The sequence below is a fragment of the Dermacoccus sp. CCH2-D9 genome (assembly GCF_001556795.1).
Lineage (GTDB): Bacteria > Actinomycetota > Actinomycetes > Actinomycetales > Dermatophilaceae > Dermacoccus > Dermacoccus nishinomiyaensis.
The window spans coordinates 1-22,840 of record NZ_LSJT01000119.1 but is presented as its reverse complement, the minus strand read 5'-3'; the positions used below and the strand labels follow the sequence as shown (position 1 = coordinate 22,840).

20 protein-coding genes are annotated in these 22,840 nt (G+C 69.8%); 8 read left to right on the top strand and 12 right to left on the bottom strand.

Annotated elements, in window-relative coordinates; translation table 11 throughout:
• Positions 1–182 precede the first annotated feature (182 nt).
• Together AX669_RS10440 and AX669_RS10435 are read left to right on the top strand one after the other, a co-directional pair.
• Entirely contained in the window at positions 183–1,043 is an 861-nt protein-coding gene (locus AX669_RS10440; RefSeq protein ID WP_062258310.1) for a spermidine synthase, read from the top strand.
• 49 nt (positions 1,044–1,092) lie between these two features.
• A complete protein-coding gene (locus AX669_RS10435) occupies positions 1,093–1,962 on the top strand; it encodes an Fpg/Nei family DNA glycosylase (RefSeq protein ID WP_062258308.1) in 870 nt (289 codons plus the stop codon).
• Positions 1,963–2,178: 216 nt separating this feature from the next.
• Here AX669_RS10435 and purL read toward each other — a convergent pair whose 3' ends face one another.
• The 6 genes from purL to purD form a co-directional block, all read right to left on the bottom strand.
• A complete protein-coding gene (purL, locus tag AX669_RS10430; protein WP_082740872.1) occupies positions 2,179–4,524 on the bottom strand; it encodes a phosphoribosylformylglycinamidine synthase subunit PurL in 2,346 nt (781 codons plus the stop codon).
• Positions 4,525–4,537: 13 nt separating this feature from the next.
• Positions 4,538–5,209 (bottom strand): phosphoribosylformylglycinamidine synthase subunit PurQ, encoded by a 672-nt coding sequence (gene purQ / locus AX669_RS10425; RefSeq protein WP_062258306.1) that lies wholly within the window; start codon positions 5,207–5,209, stop codon positions 4,538–4,540.
• Positions 5,206–5,463: a phosphoribosylformylglycinamidine synthase subunit PurS gene (purS, locus tag AX669_RS10420; RefSeq protein ID WP_006945329.1), complete on the bottom strand. Its 258-nt coding sequence runs from the start codon at positions 5,461–5,463 to the stop codon at positions 5,206–5,208. Before purS ends, purQ begins: the two co-directional genes overlap by 4 nt.
• 124 nt (positions 5,464–5,587) lie before the next feature.
• On the bottom strand, positions 5,588–5,965 hold the full coding sequence (locus AX669_RS10415) for a DUF429 domain-containing protein (RefSeq protein WP_144694226.1): 378 nt from the start codon (positions 5,963–5,965) through the stop codon (positions 5,588–5,590).
• A gap of 98 nt (positions 5,966–6,063) precedes the next feature.
• Positions 6,064–6,957 carry a phosphoribosylaminoimidazolesuccinocarboxamide synthase gene (locus tag AX669_RS10410; RefSeq protein WP_062258300.1) on the bottom strand — a complete coding sequence of 298 codons (894 nt, stop codon included), beginning with the start codon at positions 6,955–6,957 and terminating at the stop codon, positions 6,064–6,066.
• Positions 6,954–8,255 (bottom strand): phosphoribosylamine--glycine ligase, encoded by a 1,302-nt coding sequence (gene purD, locus AX669_RS10405; protein WP_062258298.1) that lies wholly within the window; start codon positions 8,253–8,255, stop codon positions 6,954–6,956. Before purD ends, AX669_RS10410 begins: the two co-directional genes overlap by 4 nt.
• A gap of 270 nt (positions 8,256–8,525) precedes the next feature.
• Between purD and AX669_RS10400 the strand changes: the two genes are divergently transcribed.
• The 3 genes from AX669_RS10400 (at position 8,526) to AX669_RS13970 (ending at position 12,551) form a co-directional block, all read left to right on the top strand.
• Positions 8,526–9,713, top strand: coding sequence for a response regulator transcription factor (locus AX669_RS10400; RefSeq protein ID WP_062258296.1), 1,188 nt, complete (start codon positions 8,526–8,528; stop codon positions 9,711–9,713).
• A 110-nt stretch (positions 9,714–9,823) separates the two neighbouring features.
• On the top strand, positions 9,824–12,127 hold the full coding sequence (locus AX669_RS10395; RefSeq protein ID WP_082740877.1) for an AAA family ATPase: 2,304 nt from the start codon (positions 9,824–9,826) through the stop codon (positions 12,125–12,127).
• A gap of 34 nt (positions 12,128–12,161) precedes the next feature.
• Positions 12,162–12,551, top strand: a complete 390-nt coding sequence (locus AX669_RS13970; RefSeq protein ID WP_082740868.1) for a chorismate mutase — start codon at positions 12,162–12,164, stop codon at positions 12,549–12,551.
• Between the two features lie 21 nt (positions 12,552–12,572).
• Here AX669_RS13970 and AX669_RS10385 read toward each other — a convergent pair whose 3' ends face one another.
• The 4 genes from AX669_RS10385 to solA all read right to left on the bottom strand — a co-directional run bounded on the left by AX669_RS10385 (position 12,573) and on the right by solA (position 17,753).
• Positions 12,573–13,424, bottom strand: coding sequence for an acyl-CoA thioesterase II (locus AX669_RS10385; protein ID WP_062258294.1), 852 nt, complete (start codon positions 13,422–13,424; stop codon positions 12,573–12,575).
• 166 nt (positions 13,425–13,590) lie between these two features.
• Complete coding sequence (locus AX669_RS10380; protein WP_082740875.1) at positions 13,591–14,592, bottom strand: thermonuclease family protein; 1,002 nt, start codon at positions 14,590–14,592, stop codon at positions 13,591–13,593.
• 155 nt (positions 14,593–14,747) lie between these two features.
• Positions 14,748–16,562: a lysine--tRNA ligase gene (lysS, locus tag AX669_RS10375; RefSeq protein ID WP_062258290.1), complete on the bottom strand. Its 1,815-nt coding sequence runs from the start codon at positions 16,560–16,562 to the stop codon at positions 14,748–14,750.
• A 54-nt stretch (positions 16,563–16,616) separates the two neighbouring features.
• On the bottom strand, positions 16,617–17,753 hold the full coding sequence (solA, locus tag AX669_RS10370; RefSeq protein ID WP_062258288.1) for an N-methyl-L-tryptophan oxidase: 1,137 nt from the start codon (positions 17,751–17,753) through the stop codon (positions 16,617–16,619).
• A gap of 244 nt (positions 17,754–17,997) precedes the next feature.
• Between solA and AX669_RS10365 the strand changes: the two genes are divergently transcribed.
• The 3 genes from AX669_RS10365 (at position 17,998) to AX669_RS10355 (ending at position 21,571) form a co-directional block, all read left to right on the top strand.
• Complete coding sequence (locus AX669_RS10365) at positions 17,998–19,311, top strand: MFS transporter (protein ID WP_006943636.1); 1,314 nt, start codon at positions 17,998–18,000, stop codon at positions 19,309–19,311.
• 56 nt (positions 19,312–19,367) lie between these two features.
• Positions 19,368–20,678 (top strand): aminopeptidase P family protein, encoded by a 1,311-nt coding sequence (locus AX669_RS10360; protein ID WP_231729558.1) that lies wholly within the window; start codon positions 19,368–19,370, stop codon positions 20,676–20,678.
• Between the two features lie 77 nt (positions 20,679–20,755).
• On the top strand, positions 20,756–21,571 hold the full coding sequence (locus tag AX669_RS10355; RefSeq protein ID WP_062258286.1) for an IclR family transcriptional regulator: 816 nt from the start codon (positions 20,756–20,758) through the stop codon (positions 21,569–21,571).
• 92 nt (positions 21,572–21,663) lie between these two features.
• Here AX669_RS10355 and AX669_RS10350 read toward each other — a convergent pair whose 3' ends face one another.
• Both AX669_RS10350 and AX669_RS10345 read right to left on the bottom strand, forming a co-directional pair.
• Positions 21,664–22,173, bottom strand: coding sequence for a DUF402 domain-containing protein (locus AX669_RS10350; RefSeq protein ID WP_062258285.1), 510 nt, complete (start codon positions 22,171–22,173; stop codon positions 21,664–21,666).
• Positions 22,174–22,284: 111 nt separating this feature from the next.
• Positions 22,285–22,840, bottom strand: a 556-nt coding sequence (locus AX669_RS10345) for an adenylosuccinate synthetase (protein WP_197418895.1), incomplete at its 5' end; no start/stop codon positions are given.

Genomic DNA, 22,840 nt, shown 5'->3' with positions numbered 1-22,840 from the left:
GGCATATGCCATCATCCCATACTGTCAACGAATTAATGACGCGCGACACTAGGGGCGTCCCCCTTCCGCGATTCTCGTTCCCATCGGCGAACCACGGACACGTCGGCGATTCCTGTCCACCTTCGCGATTCCTGTCCCCATCGGCGATCTTCGTCCACATTCGCACCGCCTACATTGGTCGCATGGCTCGCCGACGCATCCCCACGACTGCCCCTGAGACCGCCGCCGGCGACCCCTTCGAGTTCATCACCGACGAGCGCGGCGGCGTCACCGTCATGCGCGACGGGCACCCACAGTCGCACGTCCACCCGGACGATCCGACGCTGCTGGAGTTCGAGTACGTCCAGCATTTCGCGCTCGTGCTCGACGCGCTGACGCCGCCCGCGCCGTCCCTGCTCGGCGTCACGCACGTCGGCGGCGCAGGGCTGACGCTGGCACGCTACGTCGAGGCGACCCGCCCCGGTTCGCCGCAGATCGTCCTCGAGCCCGACGTCCGCCTCACCGACGCCGTCCGTCGCGAACTGCCGCTGCCCCGCGCGCATCGCATCCGGGTACGGCCGGCTGACGGCGCCTCGGGCGTCGTAGCTCTCAAGGACGACTCGGCCGACGTCATCGTCCTCGACGCATTCGCCGACGGACGCGTGCCGGCCGAGCTCGTCAGCCCGACGTTCGCGGCCGACGTCGCGCGTGTCCTCAAGCCGGGTGGCGTGTTAATGGCCAATCTCGCCGACGAGCCAGGGTTCGCGTGGACCTCACGCGCCGCCGCGACGTTCACCGCCGTGCTGCCACACGCCGTCATCGTCGGGGCGCACGAGGTGCTCAAGGGCAAGCGCTTCGGCAACGTCGTGCTGGCCGCGTCGGCCGACTCCAGCGCCCTCGACCTCGACGCCGTCACCCGCGCCGCCGCTCGTGCGCCCCTGCCGACGGGCGTCCGGCGCGGCGCCGAGCTGGCACGGATGTTGCGGGCGGCCGCCCCTTTCACCGACAACGACGCGGCACGCTCCCCCGTCCCGCCGCAGCTCGGTGCGTGGCGAGTGCGCTGACGCTGCGAGCGTGACACGATCGGCTGCACCGCCACGACGAAGGAGAACGATGCCCGAGGGTCACGTCACGCACCGCATCGCGGGGATGATGAACGACAACTTCGCTGGGCGAATCATCAAATCTTCCTCTCCCCAGGGCCGATTCGCCGAAAGCTCCGCGCGCATCGACGGCCGTGCCTTCGATCACACCGAGGCCTACGGCAAGCACATGCTCGTCGCGTTCGAAGGGCTCGACGAGCGCGTCAACATCCACCTTGGTCTGCTCGGAAAGTTCTTCTGGACGTACGGTGTCGAGCCCGTCGAGGCGCCGATCACCGGCGCCATCCGGTGGCGTCTCGGAGCATCGTCCGACGACGGTGATGCGCGCGGCAGTGTGGTCATGGATCTGCGTGGACCCAACGTCTGCGCGCTCAAGACGCCGGACGAGGTGGCGGCGATCGTCGGCAAGCTCGGGCCCGACCCGTTGCGCGTAGACGCCGACCCTGATGTCGCGTGGGTGCGGATCCGCCGCACGTCGACGCCGATCGCTGCGCTGCTCATGGACCAGAAGGTGTTCAACGGCGTCGGCAACATCTACCGAGCCGAGGTGCTCTTCCGCCATGGCCTCGACCCGAAGATGCCGGGGAAGTTCTTGCGCCGCACCGAGTTCGACGCTATCTGGGCGGACCTCGTCGCGCTCATGCCGCTCGGGGTACGCGACGGCCGCATCGACACCGTCCGCGACGAACACTCGCCCGAGACCATGGGGCGTGATCCGCGCGTCGACAAGCACGGCGGCGAGGTCTACGTCTATCGACGCGCGGGGCAGCCGTGCCTCGTCTGCGGCACGCCCGTGGCACTCGAGGAGTTCGCGGGCCGCAACCTGTTCTGGTGCCCGCGCTGCCAGCCGCGTCACCGCCGTCGCACGCCCAACCCGTGAGGGTCGCAATCCCGCATGGCCGAGTTTCGGACCCCGACTCGCCGGTTGAGAGCCGCAATCTGGCATGGCAGAGTTTCAGCCCCAATCCGAGCAGCCGAGCCGAGATGGGGCACACGCCCGGACCGCACCTCGTGAACACGTCGAGAGGCCCATTCCTGGTTCCAGGAATGGGCCTCTCGAACGAGCGCGCACCAACCGTCAGCGATGCGCAAGCCGTCAGCCGAAGATCTTTCGCAGCGGCACCTGGTGCGTCTCGCAGAGCTCGGCGACCGGGATCGAGAACAGGTCGCCGACGGCGAGCGCGCCGCCACCCGTCTCGCCGATCTTCGCTGCGGCTACACCGGCCTTCGACGCGAGCGCCTCGAACGCCTCGACGTGCTCCGGTGCCACCGCGACGAGGGCGCGACCGGCCGACTCGGAGAACAGCGACACGAACGCGTTGTCGGTGAACGACACCGACGCACCGACACCATGACGCATGACGCCTTCAGCCAACGCGACCGCGAGACCGCCGGATGACAGGTCGTGAGCCGCGGCGAGCAGGCCGTCACGGGCACCGTCGATGAGCACCGACGCGAGCGCCTTCTCGTTCTCGAGGTGCACCATCGGCGGCAGGCCCCCGAGGTGGCTGTGCACGACGCCGGCCCATTCGGAGCCGTCGAGCTCGTCCCGCGTCTCGCCGAGCACGTAGAGCGCGAGGCCCGCATCCTTCCACGCCGACGGCGTGCGCTTGCTGACGTCGTCGAGCACGCCGAGGACGGCGACGACGGGCGTCGGGTGGATCGCGACGTCACCCGTCTGGTTGTAGAACGACACGTTGCCGCCCGTCACGGGAGTGCCGAACGCGCGGCACGCCTCGATGATGCCGTCGACGGCCTGGCTGAACTGCCACATGACGCCCGCGTCCTCGGGCGAGCCGAAGTTGAGGCAGTCGGAGACGGCGAGCGGCGTCGCGCCGGCGGCCGCGACGTTGCGGTACGCCTCCGCGACGGCGTGCTGCGCGCCGATGAATGGGTCGAGCTTCGCGAAACGGCCGTTGCAGTCCGTCGAGAGCGCGACGCCGAGCCCGGTGCCCTCGTCGACGCGCACGACGCCCGCGTCGTCAGGCATGGCGAGCGCCGTGTTGCCCATGACGTAGCGGTCGTACTGGTCGGTGATCCACGACTTGTCGGCGATGTTCGGCGAACCCAGCACCTGCAGCAGCTGCGCGCGCAGCTCGTGGCCCGACGCCGGTCGGCGCAGCAGCGACGACACGTCGTCCTGCATCGCGTCGAGGTACTCGGGTCGCGCGAGCGGGCGCTCGTAGACCGGCCCGTCGTGCGCGACGGAGCGCGGCGGCACGTCGACGACGACGTCGCCATGCCAGGTGATGACGAGGTTCTCACCGTCGGTGACCTCGCCGAGGACGACGGCCTCGACGTCCCACTTCTCGGCGATCGCCATGAACGCGTCGAGCTTGTCGGGCGTGACGACGGCCATCATGCGCTCCTGCGACTCGGACATGAGGATCTCCTCGGCCCGCAGCGAGCTGTCGCGCAGCGGCACGCGGTCGAGTTCGATGTGCATGCCGCCGTCACCGGCGGAGGCGAGTTCGGATGTCGCGCAGGACAATCCGGCGCCCCCGAGATCCTGGATGCCCTCGACGACGCCCGCGGCGTACAGGTCGAGGCAGCACTCGATGAGGACCTTCTCGGCGAAGGGGTCGCCGACCTGGACGGCCGGTCGCTTCGTCGGCCCTTCGGAGTCGAACGTCTCGGAGGCGAGCACGGAGACACCGCCGATGCCGTCGCCACCCGTCTTGGCGCCGAACAGCACGACCTTGTTGCCCTGGCCTGCGGCCTTGGCGAGGTGCAGATCCTCGTGGCGCAGCTTGCCGACGCACAGCGCGTTGACGAGCGGGTTGCCCTGGTAGCAGTCGTCGAACACGACCTCGCCACCGATGTTCGGCAGGCCGAGGCAGTTGCCGTAGCCGCCGATGCCGGCGACGACGCCGGGCAGGACACGCGCGGTGTCGGGGTGGTCGAGCGCGCCGAAGCGCAGCGGATCCATGACGGCGATCGGGCGCGCACCCATCGCCATGATGTCGCGGACGATGCCGCCGACGCCGGTCGCGGCGCCCTGGTAGGGCTCGATGTAGCTCGGGTGGTTGTGGCTCTCGACCTTGAAGGTGACGGCCCAGCCCTGACCGATGTCGATGACGCCGGCGTTCTCGCCGATGCCGGCGAGCTGCTTGCCGCGCGGCGTCTCGCTCGGCAGGTCGCCGAAGCGGCGCAGGTGCGTCTTCGACGACTTGTACGAGCAGTGCTCGCTCCACATGACGGAGTACATCGCGAGTTCGGCGCTCGTCGGGCGGCGCCCGAGGATCTCGCGGATGCGCGCGTACTCGTCGTCCTTGAGGCCGAGTTCGGCCCACGGCTGCTCGACGTCGGGCGTCGCCTCGGCCTTGCTCACCGTGTCGAGACCGTCCGTCTTCGGCGCGGCGATGATCTGGCTTTCGGCGCTGAAGCCCTCTTCGGCAGCGGCGAGCTGGCCCGGCTCCGGGCTCGTGTTCATCTCAGTCATCAGTGCTGTCTCCTCAGACGCTCGCGAGCGCCGTGATGGCGGACGTGAAGAAGGCGAGCCCGTCGGTCGAGGGGCCGAAGCCCTCCTCGACGCAGTGCTCGGGGTGCGGCATGAGGCCGACGACGTTGCCGCGTTCGTTCGTGACGCCGGCGATGTCGCGGTACGAGCCGTTCGGGTTGCCCTGCAGGTAGCGGAAGACGACCTGGCCCTCGCCCTCGAGGCGGTCGAGCGTCGCGTCATCTGCGACGAAGCAGCCCTCCCCGTTCTTCAGCGCGATGGTGATCTCCTGATCGGCCGTGAAAGCGTTCGTCCACGCGGTGGAGGCGTTCTCGACACGCAGCACCTGGTCCTTGCACAGGAACTTCTGGTGGTCGTTGCGAATGAGCGCGCCGGGCAACAGATGCGATTCGCACAGGATCTGGAAGCCGTTGCAGATGCCGAGCACGGGCATGCCGCCCTGCGCCGCAGGGATCAGCTCGTCCATGACAGGCGCGAACCGCGCGATGGCGCCGCAGCGCAGGTAGTCGCCGTAGCTGAAACCGCCCGGCACGACGACGGCGTCGACGCCCTTGAGGTCGGCGTCACCGTGCCACAGGTCGACGGGGTCTCCCCCGGCGAGGCGGACGGCGCGCTTCGCGTCGTGATCGTCGAGCGAACCGGGGAAGGTGATGACGCCGATCTTCACTGCTCGTCCTTCAGGTCGTGCACGCTGACGACGTCCTCGATCACGGGGTTGCTCAGCAGCTTGTCGGCCGCCTCACGCGCCGCAGCGAGGTGCGCGTCCGTCACATCACCGTCGACGGTGAGGACGAAACGCTTGCCCTGACGCACGTCGGTGAACTGCTCGAAACCGAGGCGCGGCAGCGCACCGGCGACGGCCTGACCCTGCGGGTCGAGGATCTCGGACTTCAGCATGACGTCGACGACGACGTGGCCCATGGGTTCTCCCTGTGAGAGGCGGTGTGTCCAGCACCCTGAGTCTAGGCGGCGCCACCGACAACGCCCCATTCCCGCTCACGTCGTGCGCAGCGGCAGGTGGATCCAGCCCTCTGGACGGGCCGCGTCACGGTGCGCACACGTGGGCGATGCGATCGGCCGAGACACTGAGCGGCCTGACGGCCGGCCGCGCCGGATCAGCGCTCGAGCCGTGGCGCTTCGTCACCTCGATGACGTCGAGATCCGTCGCCCGATAGACCAAGCGCTGGCGTTCGTCCGGCGTCGCGTAGGACGCTTCCCGCACCTCGGACCCTCCCGGTTCCCCACTACCCTGATCACCCACGAGTTCGACGAACTCCTGCGGCCAGCCGAACGGGCAGTCGACGCCGATCTTGGCGTCACTGCGATCGAGCAGGCTGATGAGCATCGCGTCTTCGACGCACTCACGACCCTCGCCCCAGACGTCGACGATCGTCGCGCGGTCCCCCTCCCAAGCCAACTCCACCGCAGCGGTGTTGACCGGGGCGGCAGCCAGATCGACACCGATACTGATGCCGTGGGCCGGTCGCTGAACCTCGGGCTCACCCGCCGCCCTGCGACCCGTCACACGAACGTGCGGCCCGTCAGTGCTTCGTAGGCCTCGATGTACTTGGCGCGCGTGGCGGCGACGATGTCGTCGGGCAACGCCGGCGGCTGCTCGCCCGACGACTTGTCCCAACCAGAGGCCGGGGACGTCAGCCAGTCGCGCACGAACTGCTTGTCGTACGAATCCTGTGCGCGCCCCGGCTGCCACGACGCGGCCGGCCAGAAGCGCGACGAGTCGGGCGTCAGCAGCTCGTCGGCGAGCACGAGCGTGCCGTCGGCGCGCACGCCGAACTCGACCTTCGTGTCGGCGATGAGGATGCCCCGCTCGGCGGCGATCTCGTTGCCACGCGCGAGGATTCGCACGGTGAGGTCACGGATCTCATCCGCGCGCTCCCGCCCGACGAGCACGACGGCCTCGTCGAACGTCATCGGCTCGTCGTGATCCCCGATCTCGGCCTTCGATGTCGGCGTGAAGATCGGCGTCTCGAGCTTCGAGGCATCGACCAAGCCGTCCGGCAGAGCCACCCCACACACCGCCCCCGTCTCGCGGTACTCGGCGAGCCCGCCACCCGTCAGGTACGCGCGGGCGATGGCCTCGAGCGGCACCATGTCGAGCCGTTCGACGAGCACCGCACGGCCTGCGACGGCGTCGGGCACGTCCGTCGAGACGACGTGGTTGGGCACGAGGTGTGCCATCTGCTCGAACCACCACAGCGACAGCTGCGTCAGCACCTTGCCCTTGTCGGGGATCGGTGTCGAGAGGATGAAGTCGAACGCCGAGATGCGGTCGCTCGCGACGAGCAGCACCTGGTCGTCGCGGGCCTTGCCGTCCGCGTCGAGCGGCGCGTACAGGTCGCGCACCTTGCCGGAGTAGACGTGCGCGTACCCAGGAAGTTCGAGTGTCTCGCTCATGCCTGCTCTCCTTCGACGGTGATCTCACCCTTGAGTGCCTTGAGTGCGATGTCGGTGCGGTGATGACTGCCGGGCAACGTGATGCGCTCGACGCCCGCGTACGCCACCTCACGGGCGGCGGCGAGATCCGTACCCCGTCCGACGACCGACAGCACGCGCCCACCGGACGAGACGATTCCGCCGTCGCTGCCGAGCTTCGTCCCCGCATGCAGGACGTACGCACCGTCACCCGCCGCGGTGCCGTCGCCGTTCACCTCGTCGAGGCCGTCGATGCGCGCACCCGTCACCGGCTTTGCGGGGTAACCCTCGCTCGCGACGACGACGGTGACGGCGGCGTCATCGCTCCATTCGAGCGGCCCGAAGTCAGCGAGCTCACCCCGTGCGGCAGCGCGCAGCAGACCGCCGAGCGGCGTGCGCAGACGCGCGAGGACGACCTGCGTCTCCGGGTCGCCGAAGCGCGCGTTGAACTCGACGACCTTGGGGCCCTTCGACGTCAGCGCCAGCCCGACGTACAGCACGCCCGCGAACGGCGTGCCGCGGCGCGCCATCTCGACGATCGTCGGCTGCGCGACTCGCTTCACGACATCGTCGACGAGCCCCGCCGGCGCCCAGTCGAGCGGCGAATACGCGCCCATGCCACCGGTGTTCGGGCCCGCATCGTCATCATGGGCGCGCTTGAAATCCTGCGCCGGCTCGAGCGGAACGACCGTCGCACCGTCGCTGATGCAGAACAGCGACACCTCGGGGCCGTCGAGAAATTCTTCGATGACGAGGCTCGACCCGGCGTCGAGACAGGCCCGGGCGTGCGCGAGCGCCTCGTGGCGGTCGTTCGTCACGACGACACCCTTGCCGGCCGCGAGCCCGTCGTCCTTGACGACGTACGGGGCGCCGGTCGCATCGAGGGCCTCGACGACCTGCGTCATGTTCGTGCACGCGTGCGCGCCGGCGGTCGGGACGTCGGCGGCGGCCATGACGTCCTTCGCGAACGCTTTCGACCCCTCGAGTCGGGCGGCTTCGGCGGACGGGCCGAACGTGTCGATTCCGGCTGCGCGCACCGCGTCCGCCACCCCGGCGACGAGCGGCGCCTCGGGCCCGATGACGACGAGGTCGGCCCCGATCTCCTGCGCGAGTTCGGCGACGGCGTCACCGTCGAGGATGTCGACGTCACGCACCTGGGCGTCGGCGGCCATGCCTGGATTTCCGGGGGCGGCGACGATGACGTCGACCTGCGGATCCGCTGCGAGACCCTTGACGATGGCGTGCTCGCGCGCGCCCGTTCCGACGACCAAAGCCTTCATGGCTGCAACCCTACCGGCGAGGAGGCGGCGCGCGCGGCCCCGGGAACCCAGGGGGAGGAAATGCTCCCGGGGCGGCGCGCACCTGGCGCGAAGTGGGTCGAACCATCGGGGGGAGGTGGTGACACGCTCCTTCGCGCACCGGACGGGCCGGCACGACCCACTATGGCACGACCACGGGCACCCGTTCGCTCACGGTTTGGCAGAATGACGTCATTGGCGAACATTCGCCAAGAGCGCCACTTCTTTCTCCCTCGTCGACAGGCGGCCGTCATGCCCCATCAGTCATCCACCGATGTACCTTCCGGGGCGCCCGGCACACCCGCCGACGCTCTCGGCGCGCCTTCCGACGCCCCCGGCACGATCGGCGGCGGCACGCCCGCCGACGCGATCGCCGACCTCGCCGCGATGATGCCCGAGGGCGCTGCGACGACGAACGCGCTCGCCGACCTCATCGGCGAGCACCGTCCGACCGAGCTCTACCTCCACCTGCTCATGCACGGCGCGTGCGACGAGGCCGATCTCGCCGCAGCCGGATTCGCCGTTGAGGCTACCGCCGTCGCCCTGCGCATCCTCACCGCGCGTGCCATGGTCGAGCGGGATTCGTCGGGGTGGCGGGTCACGCCCCCGGAGCAGGCGCTGCCCACCCTCGCGGGGCAGCTCGAGTCACGCGCGACGAGTATCCGCGCCGCGTTGCCGGGCCTCGTCGCCGCCCACCGCAACGCCGCGAAGGCCACGGGCGCGAACCGACTTTTAGAAGGCACCGACGCGCTCGACGGCGAGCGCGAGGTCGCGTTCGCGTTCGCCCAGTGCGTCGCGAACGCTCGTCATGAGGTGCGAGCCATGCGCACGCGATCCATCGCGACGCGCTCGCCCATCCTCGACGCGCTGCCCGGTTCACGCGACGGGCGCGTCGGCGCCTCGCAACGTCTCGTGACGGTCGACACCGTCATCGACTCGAGCCTGGTCGCCGACTTCGACGCCGACGACTTCGCCTCTCTGCAACCCACGCCGAACGTCCGCGTCACCCTTGCGACGGGCGTTCCGTTCACCGCCGCCGTCAACGACGACGGGATGGCCGTCATCGAGACCGTCAGCGGTGGCGGTGTGGCGGGGCTCGTCGTGCACGACGCCGGACTCGTCGCGGCGGTGTCGTCGACGATCGACCTCATGCTGCGCCTCGCCGCTCCCCTCGCCGCGACCCATCCGCGTGCGTCGACGCAGTCCATGGCGCGCCAGCGCACGGACGGTGTGCAGGCTGCCACGTCGGATGCGTTGAGCGACCAGGAGCGCCTCATCCTGACGCTGCTCGCCGCAGGAGTGCCCGACGCCACCGTGGCGCGTCGCGTCGGCGTCAGCCAGCGCACGTTCGATCGGCGCGTCCGCAGCGTCATGGATCGCCTCAACGCCCAGACACGGTTTCAGGCCGGGGTGCTGGCCGCCCGACGCGGCTGGTTGTGAGCCCTGTCGCGACATGCACCCCGACGCGCCGAACGGGCCGACGAACGCTCTAAGGTAGAGGGTCATCCGCGCGCGGCGCGGTGAGCCAGCACGGCGAGGGGAAGCACTGCGTGAGCACGGTTGAGGGACGTCCGGCCGGCCAGGTCGACGAACTGCCCGACGAGGTCACCCGCGAGATCGCGATCGAACAGGCGCACGTCGAGCGCGTCTACGCCGAACTGGCGAAGGCCGGCGAGCGCGTCGGCATCGTCGAATCCGAAGGCCTCGCGCGCGGGCGCGCGAGCCGCTCCGGCGACATGCGCGACGAGGAGAAGGCCGGCCTGTTCGAGCGCGACGCGCTCATGTTCTCCGCCGGCAAGCGACGCGCGACACTCGAGCAGCAGTTCGAGGGCCTCGTCTTCGGGCGCCTCGACCTCGACCACGCGATGACGGCGGGTGCGGGCGCGACCGACGCGACGGGCACCGAGGCGGCCGGCGGGTTCGTCTCCACCGGCTCGGGTGACGACCTCGAGGTGCGATACATCGGTCGCCTGGGCGTGCGTGACGACGAGTACGAACCACTCGTCATCGACTGGCGCGCGCCGGCGGCATCACCGTTCTACCGCGCGACGCCCGTCGCCCCGGAGAAGGTCGTGCGCCGCCGCGTGCTGCGCTGCCGTGACGCTCGCGTCCTCGGCGTCGAGGACGACCTCATGACGGTGGAGGCGCCGGAGGGCATGACGGTCGTCGGTGACGGCGCGCTCATGGCCGCCCTGACGCGCTCGCGCGGGGCGCGGATGCGCGACATCGTGGCGACGATCCAGCGCCACCAGGACGAGGCGATCCGCGCCGACGCGCGCGGCGTCACCCTCATCACGGGTGGGCCGGGCACGGGCAAGACCGTCGTCGCGCTGCACCGCGCGGCCTACCTGCTCTACTCGGATCGGCGCCGATTCGAGTCGGGCGGCATCCTCGTCGTCGGCCCGTCGGCCGCCTACACCGCTTACATCGAGCGCGTCCTGCCGTCGCTCGGCGAGGATTCGGTGGCGCTGCGCGCGCTCGGCGACCTCGTCGGCGGGCTGACGGCGACGCGCCTCGACGCGCCGGCTCCGGCCGCCGTCAAGGGTGGGCTGCGCATCCGAAAGGTGCTCTCGCGCGCCGCGAAGGACGTCGCGCCCGACGCGGCGACGAGCCTGCGCACGATGGTCGCGGGCCTCGCCGTCCACCTCGATGAGCGCGAGCTGCGCCGCATCCGCGCGAGCCTGCTCAGCCACCACCAGCACAACAAGCTCGCCGGCAACCCCGCCGACGTCGTCGAGGCCCTCGCGGCCGCGGCGTGGCTGCAGGTGCGCGAGCACACCAACCTCGAGCGCACCGAGTTCGTCGACCGCTTCGAGGATTCGCGCGACGTCGAGGCGTTCGTCGCCGACTGGTGGCGCCCGATCGACCCGCGTCACGTGCTGCTGTGGCTCGGTGACGCCGACCGGCTCGCGCGCTATGCACGCGGCGTGCTGAGCATTGGTGAGCAGGCGGAACTCGTCGCGTCGATCGCCGTCGCGGTCGAGCGCGGCGAGTGGTCCGTGGCCGACGTTGCGCTCGTCGACGACCTGCTCGCCCGCCTCGCCGAGGTGCCCGAAGCCGCCCGCGAGGAGCGTGGTTTCTACGAGATCGAGGAGTTCGACAACCTCACCGACTACGGCGTCCACGAGGTCGAGGTGACCGGATCGCGCCGTCAGGGCGGCGAGGTCGGCTTCGAGGTGACGCCCGCCGACGCCCGCGAGCGCCTGCTCGCCGGGCGCCTCACGCGCGCCGAGGAATACAGTCACGTCCTCGTCGACGAGGCGCAGGACCTGTCGCCGATGCAGTGGCGCGCCGTCGGTCGGCGCGGAAAGTTCGCGTCGTGGACCGTCGTCGGCGACCTCGCGCAGGCGTCGTGGCCCGACCTCGACGAAGCCGCCGAGGCACGCGAGGAGGCCTTCGGGACGAAGAAGCGTCAGAGCTTCCACATGACGACGAACTACCGCAACGCGCGCGAGATCTTCGACTTCGCGGCCGGCCTCATCCGACGCTACGTGCCCGACGCCGACATCCCCGAAGCCGTGCGCGAGACCGGCATTCACCCCGTCTCGATCGACGTGAGCCGCGACGACGTCAGCGCCCGCGCCCGCGAAGCCGTCACCGACCTGCTCGAGCAGGTCGACGGCAGCGTCGCCGTCATCGCGCCCGCGGCGTGGCGGCAGGCGCTGGCTGAGCTCGACGGCGCAGCGGGCCGCGTCGTCGTCATCGACCCGATGTCGACGAAGGGCCTCGAGTACGACGCGACGCTCGTCGTCGACCCTGATGAGATCACCGCCGAGTCACCTGGCGGCGCGCGCGTTCTCTATGTTGTGCTGACGCGTGCGGCGCACCGCATGACGGTGCTCGACGTGCGCTGACGCGAGACACGAGTGACGACGGAGCGAGGACGACATGACCCACACCCCTGACGCCGCGCTGCCGGCGAGCGACGGCCCCGACGGCGGCGCGAGCCCGACCGCGGGCGACGGCGGTCTGCACGGCTCCGTCGCGGGCACGTCCGACGCGGTGCTCGGCGCGTACCGACGCAGCATCGACAACATCGACGCGGCGATCATCCACATGCTCGCCGAACGCTTCCGCATCACGCAGGCCGTCGGCGAGTACAAGGCGACGCACGAGCTTCCGCCCGCCGACCCGTCGCGCGAGGAGCGTCAGGTCGCCCGCTTGCGCGGCCTCGCCGCCGAATCGGGCCTCGACCCCGAGTTCAGCGAGAAGTTCCTCCGATTCGTCATCGACGAGGTCATCCACCACCACCTGCAGGCGGCGTCCGACGCGTCCTGACGTCGTCGGTTCGCGTGTGCGTCAGCCGAACAACGCCACCGTCTGACGACTGATGGCGACGAGGGCGCCGCTGGCGGGGTCGTAGATGCGCGCGCCCGAGTGGGCGTAGCCGTCGTGGGCGGCGTCCGTCGTGACGTCGTACCACCACGTCGTCGCCGGGTCGGACGAGACGGGCGCGGTGAACTCGAGCGTCCACGTCATCGTCGACATCGGCGCCGGCGAGTGCAGCATCTGCCCGGCTGCCGGCGGCCACGCGTCGATGAGCGTGACGAGGTGCGCGACGCCGAAGTCGTCCGTCAGCTCGCGGAATCGCATGTAGCCGGTGAGGTCACCGTCAGTAGCTGCGGAGAACGGCAGCACCCCGCTGGCCGGGCGCAGGTCGACGCGCGCGATGAACTCGGGCGTGAACGGCTCGATGTACGGAATGGCCTCGAGCATCTCGAACGCCGGGCGCGTGCCTGCGTCGAGGGTCGGATCGAGCGCCACCTTCGACTCGCGTTGCGCACCGAACGTCAGCAGGGCGATGGCGCGGACGGTGCTCTCGCCGGAATCGTCCGGCTGCACGAGGCGCGCCTCGACCTGCGTCGCCGACTTGCCCTGACGCAGCACCTCGACGCGCACCTCGGCCGTGCCGGCGGAGGCCGGTGCGACGAAGTTGACGGTGAGCGAACGCAGCGACGTCGGATCCGCGGCCAGCTCACCGAGCACGCGGGCGACGAGGACGCCTGCGACGACGCCACCGAACGTCGCCCGACCCTGCCCCCAGCCCGCCGGAATCGTGACGTCGGGCTGCTGCGCGGCGGCGGCGAGCAGGACGTCGATGTCGTGCCGGTTCTGTTCGCCCGGCGTGTTCGAGGTGGTGGTGTCGTTCATGACGCCATCGTAGGAGTCGATTGGCCTTCGGTGGGCTGAGTCATACCGGCGAGTAATCCAGGGGGTGGCGGGGCGTGGCCGGGCCCTTCCCACTCACCGGGCGCGCCGGCATCGGCCGGCGTCGAGCAGGGTGGCCACCAGGCCGACGTGGTGCGCGGCGGTCAGGTCAGTCGTTCGCCATGCGCCACCCTGCGGCGATGGCCTCGGCCGCGGAGCAGAACATGCGCTCCCCCTTGCTCGGCGTGATGACGGTCTTGTCGTACGTCGCCGAACCGGGCGCGTGCGCGATCTTGGCGCCCTTCGAGTTGATGTTGCCCTTGATCGTGCACGCTCCGCCGGTCGAGCCGGCACCGGCCGGCGACGATGGAGCGGCTGGCACCGCCGGCGCGACGGGCGTCGATGGTGCCGGCGCAGCTGACGTCGACGCAGCAGCGCTCGAGCCGGCGTCATCCTGGTGAAAACCGTTGCACGGCGGGCCCCACGTGCCGCGGTGGGCGTTCTTCGCCTGGTTCTGTGCCGCGAGATATTCGAGGCGATGCTCGTACGGCCCGTCGTAGGTCTCCTCACGCCCGTAGCCGCCCTCGATCTGCGCGAGCGCGACGTTCGTCGTCCCGCCGACGAAGACGTGACGCAGCAGGCGGCCGTACTTGTCGCGATCGCCCTGCGACGAGTCCGCCGCGAGCTGCACCTGCTTGCTCTGCACGAGCGACTGCATGTGACTGCTCGCCTCCTTGCCGAAGCACTGCACGGGCGTGTTCGGCTTGCGCGTCTCGGGGGTGTCGAGGCCGATGATGCGGATCTTCTCGCGCTTTGCGTCGATACGGACGGCGATGGTGTCGCCGTCGATGACGCTGACGACGTCGTACGCCGCTCCCGAACCCGTCCCGGCGCCCTGCCCGCGCGTGTCGCCGCCCTTCGCGGAGCTCGACGCGGCGTCGGACGCCGGTTTCGTCGATGTCGAACCACTGTCGGCAGGCGTGGGCCCTGACGCTGACGCGCGCGACGAGCCCGACGCCGAGGGCGCCGGCTGCGTGCCGTTCGACGAGGACGCCGTGGGCGACGCGCTCGTCGCCGAGTGCGATGCGTCCGACGAGGTGCCGCAGGCCGCGGTGCCCGCGAGGAGCGCAGCCGCGCCCAGGCTCTTCACGGCTCCGCGGATCGTCGTCATCGTCGTCACGCGCGTCAGCGTAGACGTCGGCACCGACAACGCAGCCAGATCGGGGCGGAGACGCCCGTCACTGCGGCGTTCGCTGACCCGATCACCGACCCCGCCCGGCTCGACGAATGTGGACGAGAATGGCCGATGCGGACGGGGATCGGCCGTCAGGGGGTGACGAGTTCGCGCAGGCGCTGCGGGCCGACGGCGAGCAGCAGCGTCGGCAGGCGCGGGCCGGTCTCCTTGTCGATGAGCAGTGTGTAGAGCAGCTTGAAGAACTCGCGCTGGCTCGCGCCGAGGGCTGCGGCCGTCTCGGGGTCGGCCTTGCGGTCGGGTCGGAAGTCGGCACCCTTGCCGATCTGCACCTTCGGCACACCGTAGACCTGCGTCGTCAGCCCGTCGAGCGACCACGCGTCCTCGATGCGCGGCAGCCCCTGCTCGCCCGGCACGTCAAGGCCGTCGAGCAGGATGCGCAGGGCGGTCTTCTGCTCGTCGCTGGCGGCTGCGAGGGCGTCAGCGTTCTTCGTCTCCCGCACGACCGTGCGTTCGTCGTCGGGCATGTAGCGCGCGACCCAGTTCTCGACGTTCGTCAGGCGCGGGCGCAGCGCGTCGAGGCTCGACGGGGGGTTGGACGGGGCGAGCGTGCCGACGATGCGCAGCGTCTGCGTCTCGTCACCCGTCGTGATGTCGCTGATGCTCGCGAGGGTGCGGTAGGCGACCGGGTACTCGGTCGCGGGCAGCACCTTCTCAGCCGTCGTCGACGCGCGCACGTAGGCGGCGACGTCGCCCGGCTGGCCCTTGTCGGCGGCGACCTTCGCGACGAGCGCGTCCCACTCGTCGTACATGCGCTGCACGTCGGAGTCGAACGCGACGGTGAAGCTCTGGTTCGGCTTCTTGCGCGCGTAAAGCCAGCGCAGCAGGGCCGGTTCCATGATGCCGAGCGCGTCCTTGGGGGTCGGCACGCCACCCTTGCTCGAGCTCATCTTCGCCATGCCCTTGATGCCGACGAACGCATACATCGGGCCGAGCGGGCGCTCCCACCCGAAGATCGGAGCGACGTCCTTGCCGACGACGAAGCTCGAACCGGGGCTCTGGTGATCGACGCCCGACGGCTCGAAGACGACCTTCTCGACCGACCAGCGCATCGGCCAGTCGATCTTCCACACGAGCTTGCCGTTGCGGTGCTCACGCAGGTCGACGGTCTCGGTGTGCCCGCAGCGGCACGTGTACGTGAGGTGGTGCGTGGCGTCGTCATAGGCGGTGACGGTGGTGAAGTCGGTGCCGCACGCCGAGCAGTACGGCTTGTACGGGTAGTAACCGGACTCGCTGCCGCCGTCGTCCTCGGCTGCCGCCCCGGAACCGGCCTCCGCCTCGGCGGCTGCCGCCTGCTCCTCCTCGGACAACATGGGCGCCTTCTTGCCGCCCTTGACGGGCTTGCCGCTGCCGGCGGCGTCGCCGTCAGGCTTCGGCAGGGTGCGGTAACGCGCGAGGATGGCGTCGAGTTCGTCGCGCTTGCTCATCGCGAAGAGGATCTGATCCGTGTAGGCGCCCGCGCCGTACTGCTCGCTCTGGCTGATGCCTCGGTAGACGACACCGAGCGCGGCGAGGCCCTCCTCGAACTGGGCGCGGAAGTGCTCGGCCCAGCTGCTCGCCGAACTGCCCTTCGGCGCGGGCACGCGCGTCAGCGGCATGCCGATGTACTGCTCGTACGAGGCGTCGACGCCCTCGACGTTCGGCACCTTGCGGTAGCGGTCGAAGTCGTCCCAGCTGATGATGTGCTCGCACTCGATGCCACGGCGACGGATCTCGTCGGCGACGAGGTGCGGCGTCATGACCTCGCGCAGGTTGCCCAGGTGCACCGGGCCCGAGGGGCTGATGCCGGAGGCGACAACGACCTTCGTGCCACGCTTCTCGGCTTCGGCAATCGTCTCGTCGGCAAGTCGCGAAACCCAGTCGGCGTCAGGAGGCAGCACAGTCGTCATGGAGACATTTTAGGTGCCTCGCGGCGATGCCTCGGACGCCGTGCCCCCTCCTGATCAACGAGATCCGGCGAACCGCGTGGGATCGAACAGATCGATCGCGTGCGCCGTGTGGCCGGTGAGCGCGAGGTCGGCGAGGATCTCCCCGACGACCGGGACGAACTTGAACCCGTGACCCGAGAAACCGCAGGCGACGACGACGTTGTCGTGCGCGGGGTGGGTGCCGATGACGAAGTGCTCGTCCGGCGTCGTCGTGTACATGCATGCCTTGGCTTCGAGTGCCGGCGCCTGCGCGAGCGCCGGGAGGGTGAGGGCGAGACGCTCGCGCATGCGCTCGTCCTCCCATGCCTGCACGTCGCGGTCGATGGTCTCGGGATCACACTCGGCCCCCATTCGGAAGAACGCCACCTTGGCTCCGCCGTCCGGCCCGTCGATGGCCGGGAATCCGTAGATCTGGGCCGCATCGGCCCGCTCGTGGATGTAGATCGGGCCCGCAGCGAAGCTCGCGTACTCCGCCCCGGTGGGGAACCAGTGCATGACCTGCCGCTCGATCGTGATCGGCACCTCGAGTTCCTCGAGAAGACGGGGCGCCCATGCGCCCGGGCACACGACGAGACGGTCACCACGGACCTCGCCCTCGCTGGTCCGGACGATGACACCGGAGGCTTCACTCGACCAGTCGAGCACCCGGACGCCGAAACGCAGGTCTGCCCCTGCCGCGGCCGCTCGGACGAGGTGAGCCCGGACGGTGTTCTCGGGGCGTGCGAAACCCGCGGCAGCCTCGAAGAGTCCGACCTCGTGATCGGCCGGGGAGAAGTGGGGGAAGCGTCGCCGGATCTCTCGGGCGTCGAGCACCTCGTGGGGCAGATCCCACTGCCGGGAGGCGAGCAGGCTCCCTGAGAACGTGAGGGAGTCGGGATCGCCCGCGTAGAGACCACCGGTGAGCGTCCGAATGGGTTCGTCAGCCGACGCCTCCAGGTCGTCCCACAGCTCATAGGCGCGCAGGAGCATCGGGACGTACGCCGGATCCTCGAAATAGGACTGGCGGATGATCCTCGAGCCTCCGTGGCTGGACCCCATGGCATGGGCCGGGTCGAACCGCTCGAGGCCGACGACCCTCGCACCTCGTCGCGCCAGATGGGCTGCCGCAGCCGACCCCATGCCTCCCAGACCGATGACGATGACCGTCTCCATGCCTATTCCTCTCAACCGAGTTGCCCCGACGTGTACGTCGCGGTCACGTGCCGCCAGCATGCCACTGCGGAACCCCCTGCAGGGGAAGCAGACGCCTAAGCAACCAAGACGTAACGTCGGGCCGATTGACGTCACCTCCGCGTTACATCGATGACACGGCAGCGGACCTCAGGCACGTCAGTGTGGTAAGCAACCGAGTTGCTAAAACAGCATCACCGTGATGCTCTGCGCGAAAGGCACACCGATGGCCACTCCACCTGACACCATCTCCACCACCCTCCCGGGGTCCACCGCGATGCGTCGACGCGTCATCGCCGGCTCCTTCGTCGGCAACTTCGTCGAGTGGTTCGACTACGCGGTCTACGGCTACTTCGCACATGAGATATCGGGGGCCTTCTTCCCGAACGACACTCCTCGAACGGCCCTCGTGAAGACGTTCGCACTGTTCGCGCTGTCGTTTCTCTGCCGCCCCATCGGAGGTGTCGTCTGGGGCCACATCGGCGACCGCATCGGGCGACGCTCGGCACTCGCCGCGTCGATCCTGCTCATGTCGGGCGCCTCCTTTCTCATCGCGCTCCTGCCCACGTATCACGCCGTCGGCATCCTCGCGCCCGTCCTCCTGCTCGTGCTGCGCCTCGTCCAGGGTTTCTCCGCTGCCGGCGAGTACGCCGGAGCGAGCGCATACCTGACGGAGTACGCCCCCGCATCACGGCGCGGCCTCACCGGTGCCGTGGTACCCGCTTCGACCGCGTCCGGCCTGCTCGTGGGATCGCTCATCGCCGCGGGGATGAGCGCGTGGATGCCGGCGTCGGACCTCGCCTCCTGGGGATGGCGGCTGCCGTTCGCCCTGGCGCTGCCTCTCGGCCTCGTCGGATTGACGATCCGCCGTCGCCTCGACGACAGCCCCGAGTTCCTCGCTGCCCGTGAGAACACGCCGGCCTCCGAGGCCGCGCCGATCGCCCTCGTCCTGCGCGAGCGCCGCGCCCTCGTCGTCACTTTTGCCGCGGCCCTGCTCAACGCCGTCGGGTTCTACGTCGTCCTGTCCTACCTGCCCACCTACCTCAGCACCGAGCTCGACCTCGATCAGACTCTTTCGTTCGTCGCCGCCACGATCGCGCTCGGCTGCTACATCGCCCTCGTCCTCGGCGCCGGGGCACTGTCGGATCGCTACGGCCGCAAGCCGCTCATGTACGCAGCCAGCACCCTGTTCATCGTCGGCTCCGTCCCTGCCTTCGTCGCCCTCGGATCGGGCAGCTTCGCCGTCATCGTGCTCGTGCAGATCCTGCTCGGCGGGGTGCTCGCACTCAACGACGGAGTGCTGCCCTCCTTCCTCGCCGAGCAGTTCACCACCCGAACGCGCTTCACCGGTTTCGCCCTGACGTTCAACCTCGCGAACGCGCTCTTCGGCGGCACCGCACCGATGATCGCGACGTGGCTCGTCGGCCGCACGCACTGGACCATCGCACCGGCCGTCTACCTCGTCGCCGTCGCCGTGGTCACGCTGGTCGCCGTCGCCTTTGCCCGGGAGACCGCCGGCAAGCCCCTCGCCCGCGATTGACACCCGCCCTCGCACGAACCCGATCTCACCTCTGACCCACCTGGAAGGAACCAACCATGACCACGAACACGACCTCCGGATCGCCCACGACTCCCCCGGTCGACGCCACAGCCCACGCCCTGGAGACGTTTCGCTCCGATCGCCTGCGCACGGTGCACAACGGCACCAAGGTCCCGCTGACGTTCTCCGCCGACGAGTTCGAACGTCGGCTCGCGGGGCTGCGATCGACGATGGCACAGCTTGGTGTGGACGCCGTCGTCCTCACCTCGATGCAGGCGATCAAGTACTACTCCGACTTCCTCTACACCTCGTTCGGTCGTGGTTACGCTCTGGTCGTCACGCACGAGACGAGCACGACCGTCTCGGCCGGGATCGATGCCGGGATGCCATGGCGACGCAGCCACGGGGAGAACGTCGTCTACACCGACTGGGAACGCACCAACCCCGAACACGCCGTCGCCACCCTCCTGGAGACCGCACACGTCGCGCGCGGCGTCATCGGATTCGAGTACGACCACCTCACGCTCCATCGCCGAGATCAGTTCGCTGCCGCTCTGCCCGGGGCGCGCATGATCGACATCGGCCAGGCAGTCATGCGTCAGCGGATGATCAAGTCCGCCGAGGAGATCGCCCTCATCACCGAGGCTGCCCGCATCGCGGATCTCGGAGCGGCTGCGATCCGCGACGCGCTCGACGGCATGCCCGCCGGAGGTTCGAGCGAGTACGAGATCGCCCTGGCCGGCACCGAGGAGATGGTGCGTCGCATCGCGTCGTCCTTCCCGGACAGTGAGTTGCGGGACACGTGGGTGTGGTTCCAGTCGGGCCTCAACACCGACGGCGCCCACAACTGGCCCACGACCCGGCGCGTGCAGCCCGGCGACCTGCTCAGCCTCAACTGCTTCCCCATGGTTTCCGGGTACTACGTCGCCCTCGAACGGACGATGTTCTACGGCGAGCCTGACGACGCGACCCTGGCGCTGTGGGAATCGCTCGTGACGGTGCACGAACGCGGCCTGGAGCTCATCCGCCCCGGCGCACGATGCCGCGACATCGCCGACGAGCTGAACGGGTTGATGGCCGAACTCGGCATCCTGCCGCTGCGCACCTTCGGCTACGGCCACTCGTTCGGGGTGCTCTCCCACTACTACGGGCGCGAAGCGGGCCTCGAACTGCGCGAGGACATCGACACGGTGCTCGAACCGGGCATGGTCGTGAGCATGGAACCGATGATCACGGTGCTCGACGGCAACCCCGGTGCCGGCGGCTATCGTGAGCACGACATCCTCGTCATCACCGCAGACGGGGCGACCAACATCACCGGCTACCCCTACGGGCCCGCCCACAACATCGTGCCCGCGCGTCACTGACACGTGCGCCACTGCGACGTGGGGGCCGGTGAGGTGCGCGGACGGCCGGCCCCCACGCCATCACGCCGAGGAGGACCATGACGACCGAGAGCTCGGGCTTTCCCGCCCTGCGCAACGGGCTGGACGTGCTGCGCGCCTTCGATGCCGGCCACGACCGGCTCGGCGTCGTCGAGCTCGCCGAACGTACTGGCCTGCACAAGAGCACGGTCTCGCGCCTGCTCGTCGCCCTCGAGGACGAGGGCCTCGTGGAGCGGGACGAGCAGAGCCGCAAGTACTCCCTCGGGCTCGGCCTCGTCCTGCTCGCCGGGCCGCTGCTCGGATCGCTCGACGTTGGGCACGCCGCCCGTCGCCCCCTGCGCCATCTACGAGACGTCACGGGCGAGTCAGCCGCGCTCGTACGCTGGACGGGCCAGGAGGCCGTCGTCATCGAACAGGTGGCGAGCCGGCACGACATCGCACACGTCACGCCGGTCGGTGCGCGCTACGCGACGGCATTGAGCTCATGCGTCCAGGTGTTCCTCGCGGACCAGCCGCCGACGCGCGTCGACGCGCGGATCACTGCGGGCACCATCGACCTGCCCGGGGCGGACGACGGGGCGCTCGAGGGGCTCCACGCCCTGCTCGAGGAGGGTCGTGACACGGGCGTCTTCATCAACGATCGGCGAACGTCTGCCGACGTCATCGGCCTCGCAGCGCCGGTGCACGACCACCGCGGAGATCTCGCCGCCGCCGTCCTGCTCGCGGCACCCGCCCATCGAGTCGGCGCGGACGGCATCGGCCTGCTCGCTCGCGCCACCCGCGAAGCTGCCGAGCAGACGTCACGAGCGCTGGGGTACGTCGCCTCTCCTCGCCCGGACGGGTCCGTGCACCTGCCCCCGCAGGAGGGCGGGTAACTCACGGGTAGGCGGATAAGGACCCGGCTACCTGTGAGTTACTCACCATCTTGGGGCCGGCTGCTCGTGCACCGACACGCACGCCGGGCTCGTCAGAGCTTCGCGAGCCACTTCTCGTGGGAACCGTCGAACGGTGCGACGCCGTCACGCACCATCGTCATGACAGTGTCGGCAGCTTCGCGCGCCGCCGTCACGAGTCGCGGCGGGTAGCTCATCTCGCGGGCGTGCCGCTCGAACTCGTCCTCGTCGTCGAGGTCGAGGTCGCCGTTCGTGCGCTTGACGACGTCGAGGTCGAGGTCGAGCGTGAACGCCTCACCCTGGTTGACGGTCGTCGGCGTCGTGATGTCGACGTAGACGCCGATGTCATGGTCCTTGCCCCCCGGAGCGGTGTTGAAGGTGGCCACCCACCAGGCGTCGTCGGGAACGAGGACGACGAAGTCGCCGTGCGCTGCGAACTCGAGCCCGGGTCGTGCCACACGGGTGCCACCCGTCACCCCGAGCCACAGCCCCTGCGCGTCACGGCCGAGCACGACGGCGTCGAACCCCCAGTGCTCGTCACCGTTGTACTTGCCGAACTGCAGTCGGATCGCTTCCCTCGCCACACGCTCAGCCTACCGGCGGCCCGCCGACGCCAGGACGCACACGAACGCGCCGCAGGGGCCGCAGGGGCCGACTCGCCAGCGAGTCGGCCCCTGCGACGAGGGATGAGAGCGTCAGTCGTTCAGGAGATCATGACGCACGATGACCTCGTCACGCCCCGGGCCGACGCCGATGACGGAGACGCGCGCGCCGATCTGCTTCTCGACGAACTCGATGTAGCGCTGCGCGTTCTCGGGCAGGTCCTCGAACGTGCGGCAACCGGTGATGTCGGCGTTCCAACCAGGCAGCATCTCGTAGATAGGCTTCGCGTGGTGGAAGTCGGTCTGGTTCTCCGGCATCTCCTCGACGCGCTCGCCGTCGATGTCGTACGCGACGCAGACGGGGATCTCGTCGAAGGAGTCGAGGTTGTCGAGCTTCGTGACGACGAAGTCGGTGACGCCGTTGACGCGCGTCGCATAACGCCCGATGACGGTGTCGAGCCAACCGATGCGGCGCGGGCGCCCCGTCGTCGTGCCGAACTCGCCGCCGATCTCGCGCAGGCGGTCACCGACCTCGTCATGCAGCTCCGTCGGGAACGGGCCCTCGCCGACGCGCGTCGTGAACGCCTTGAGGATGGCGATGACGCGGTCGATGCGCGTCGGCGAGGGCCCGTTCCCGACGGAGCTGCAT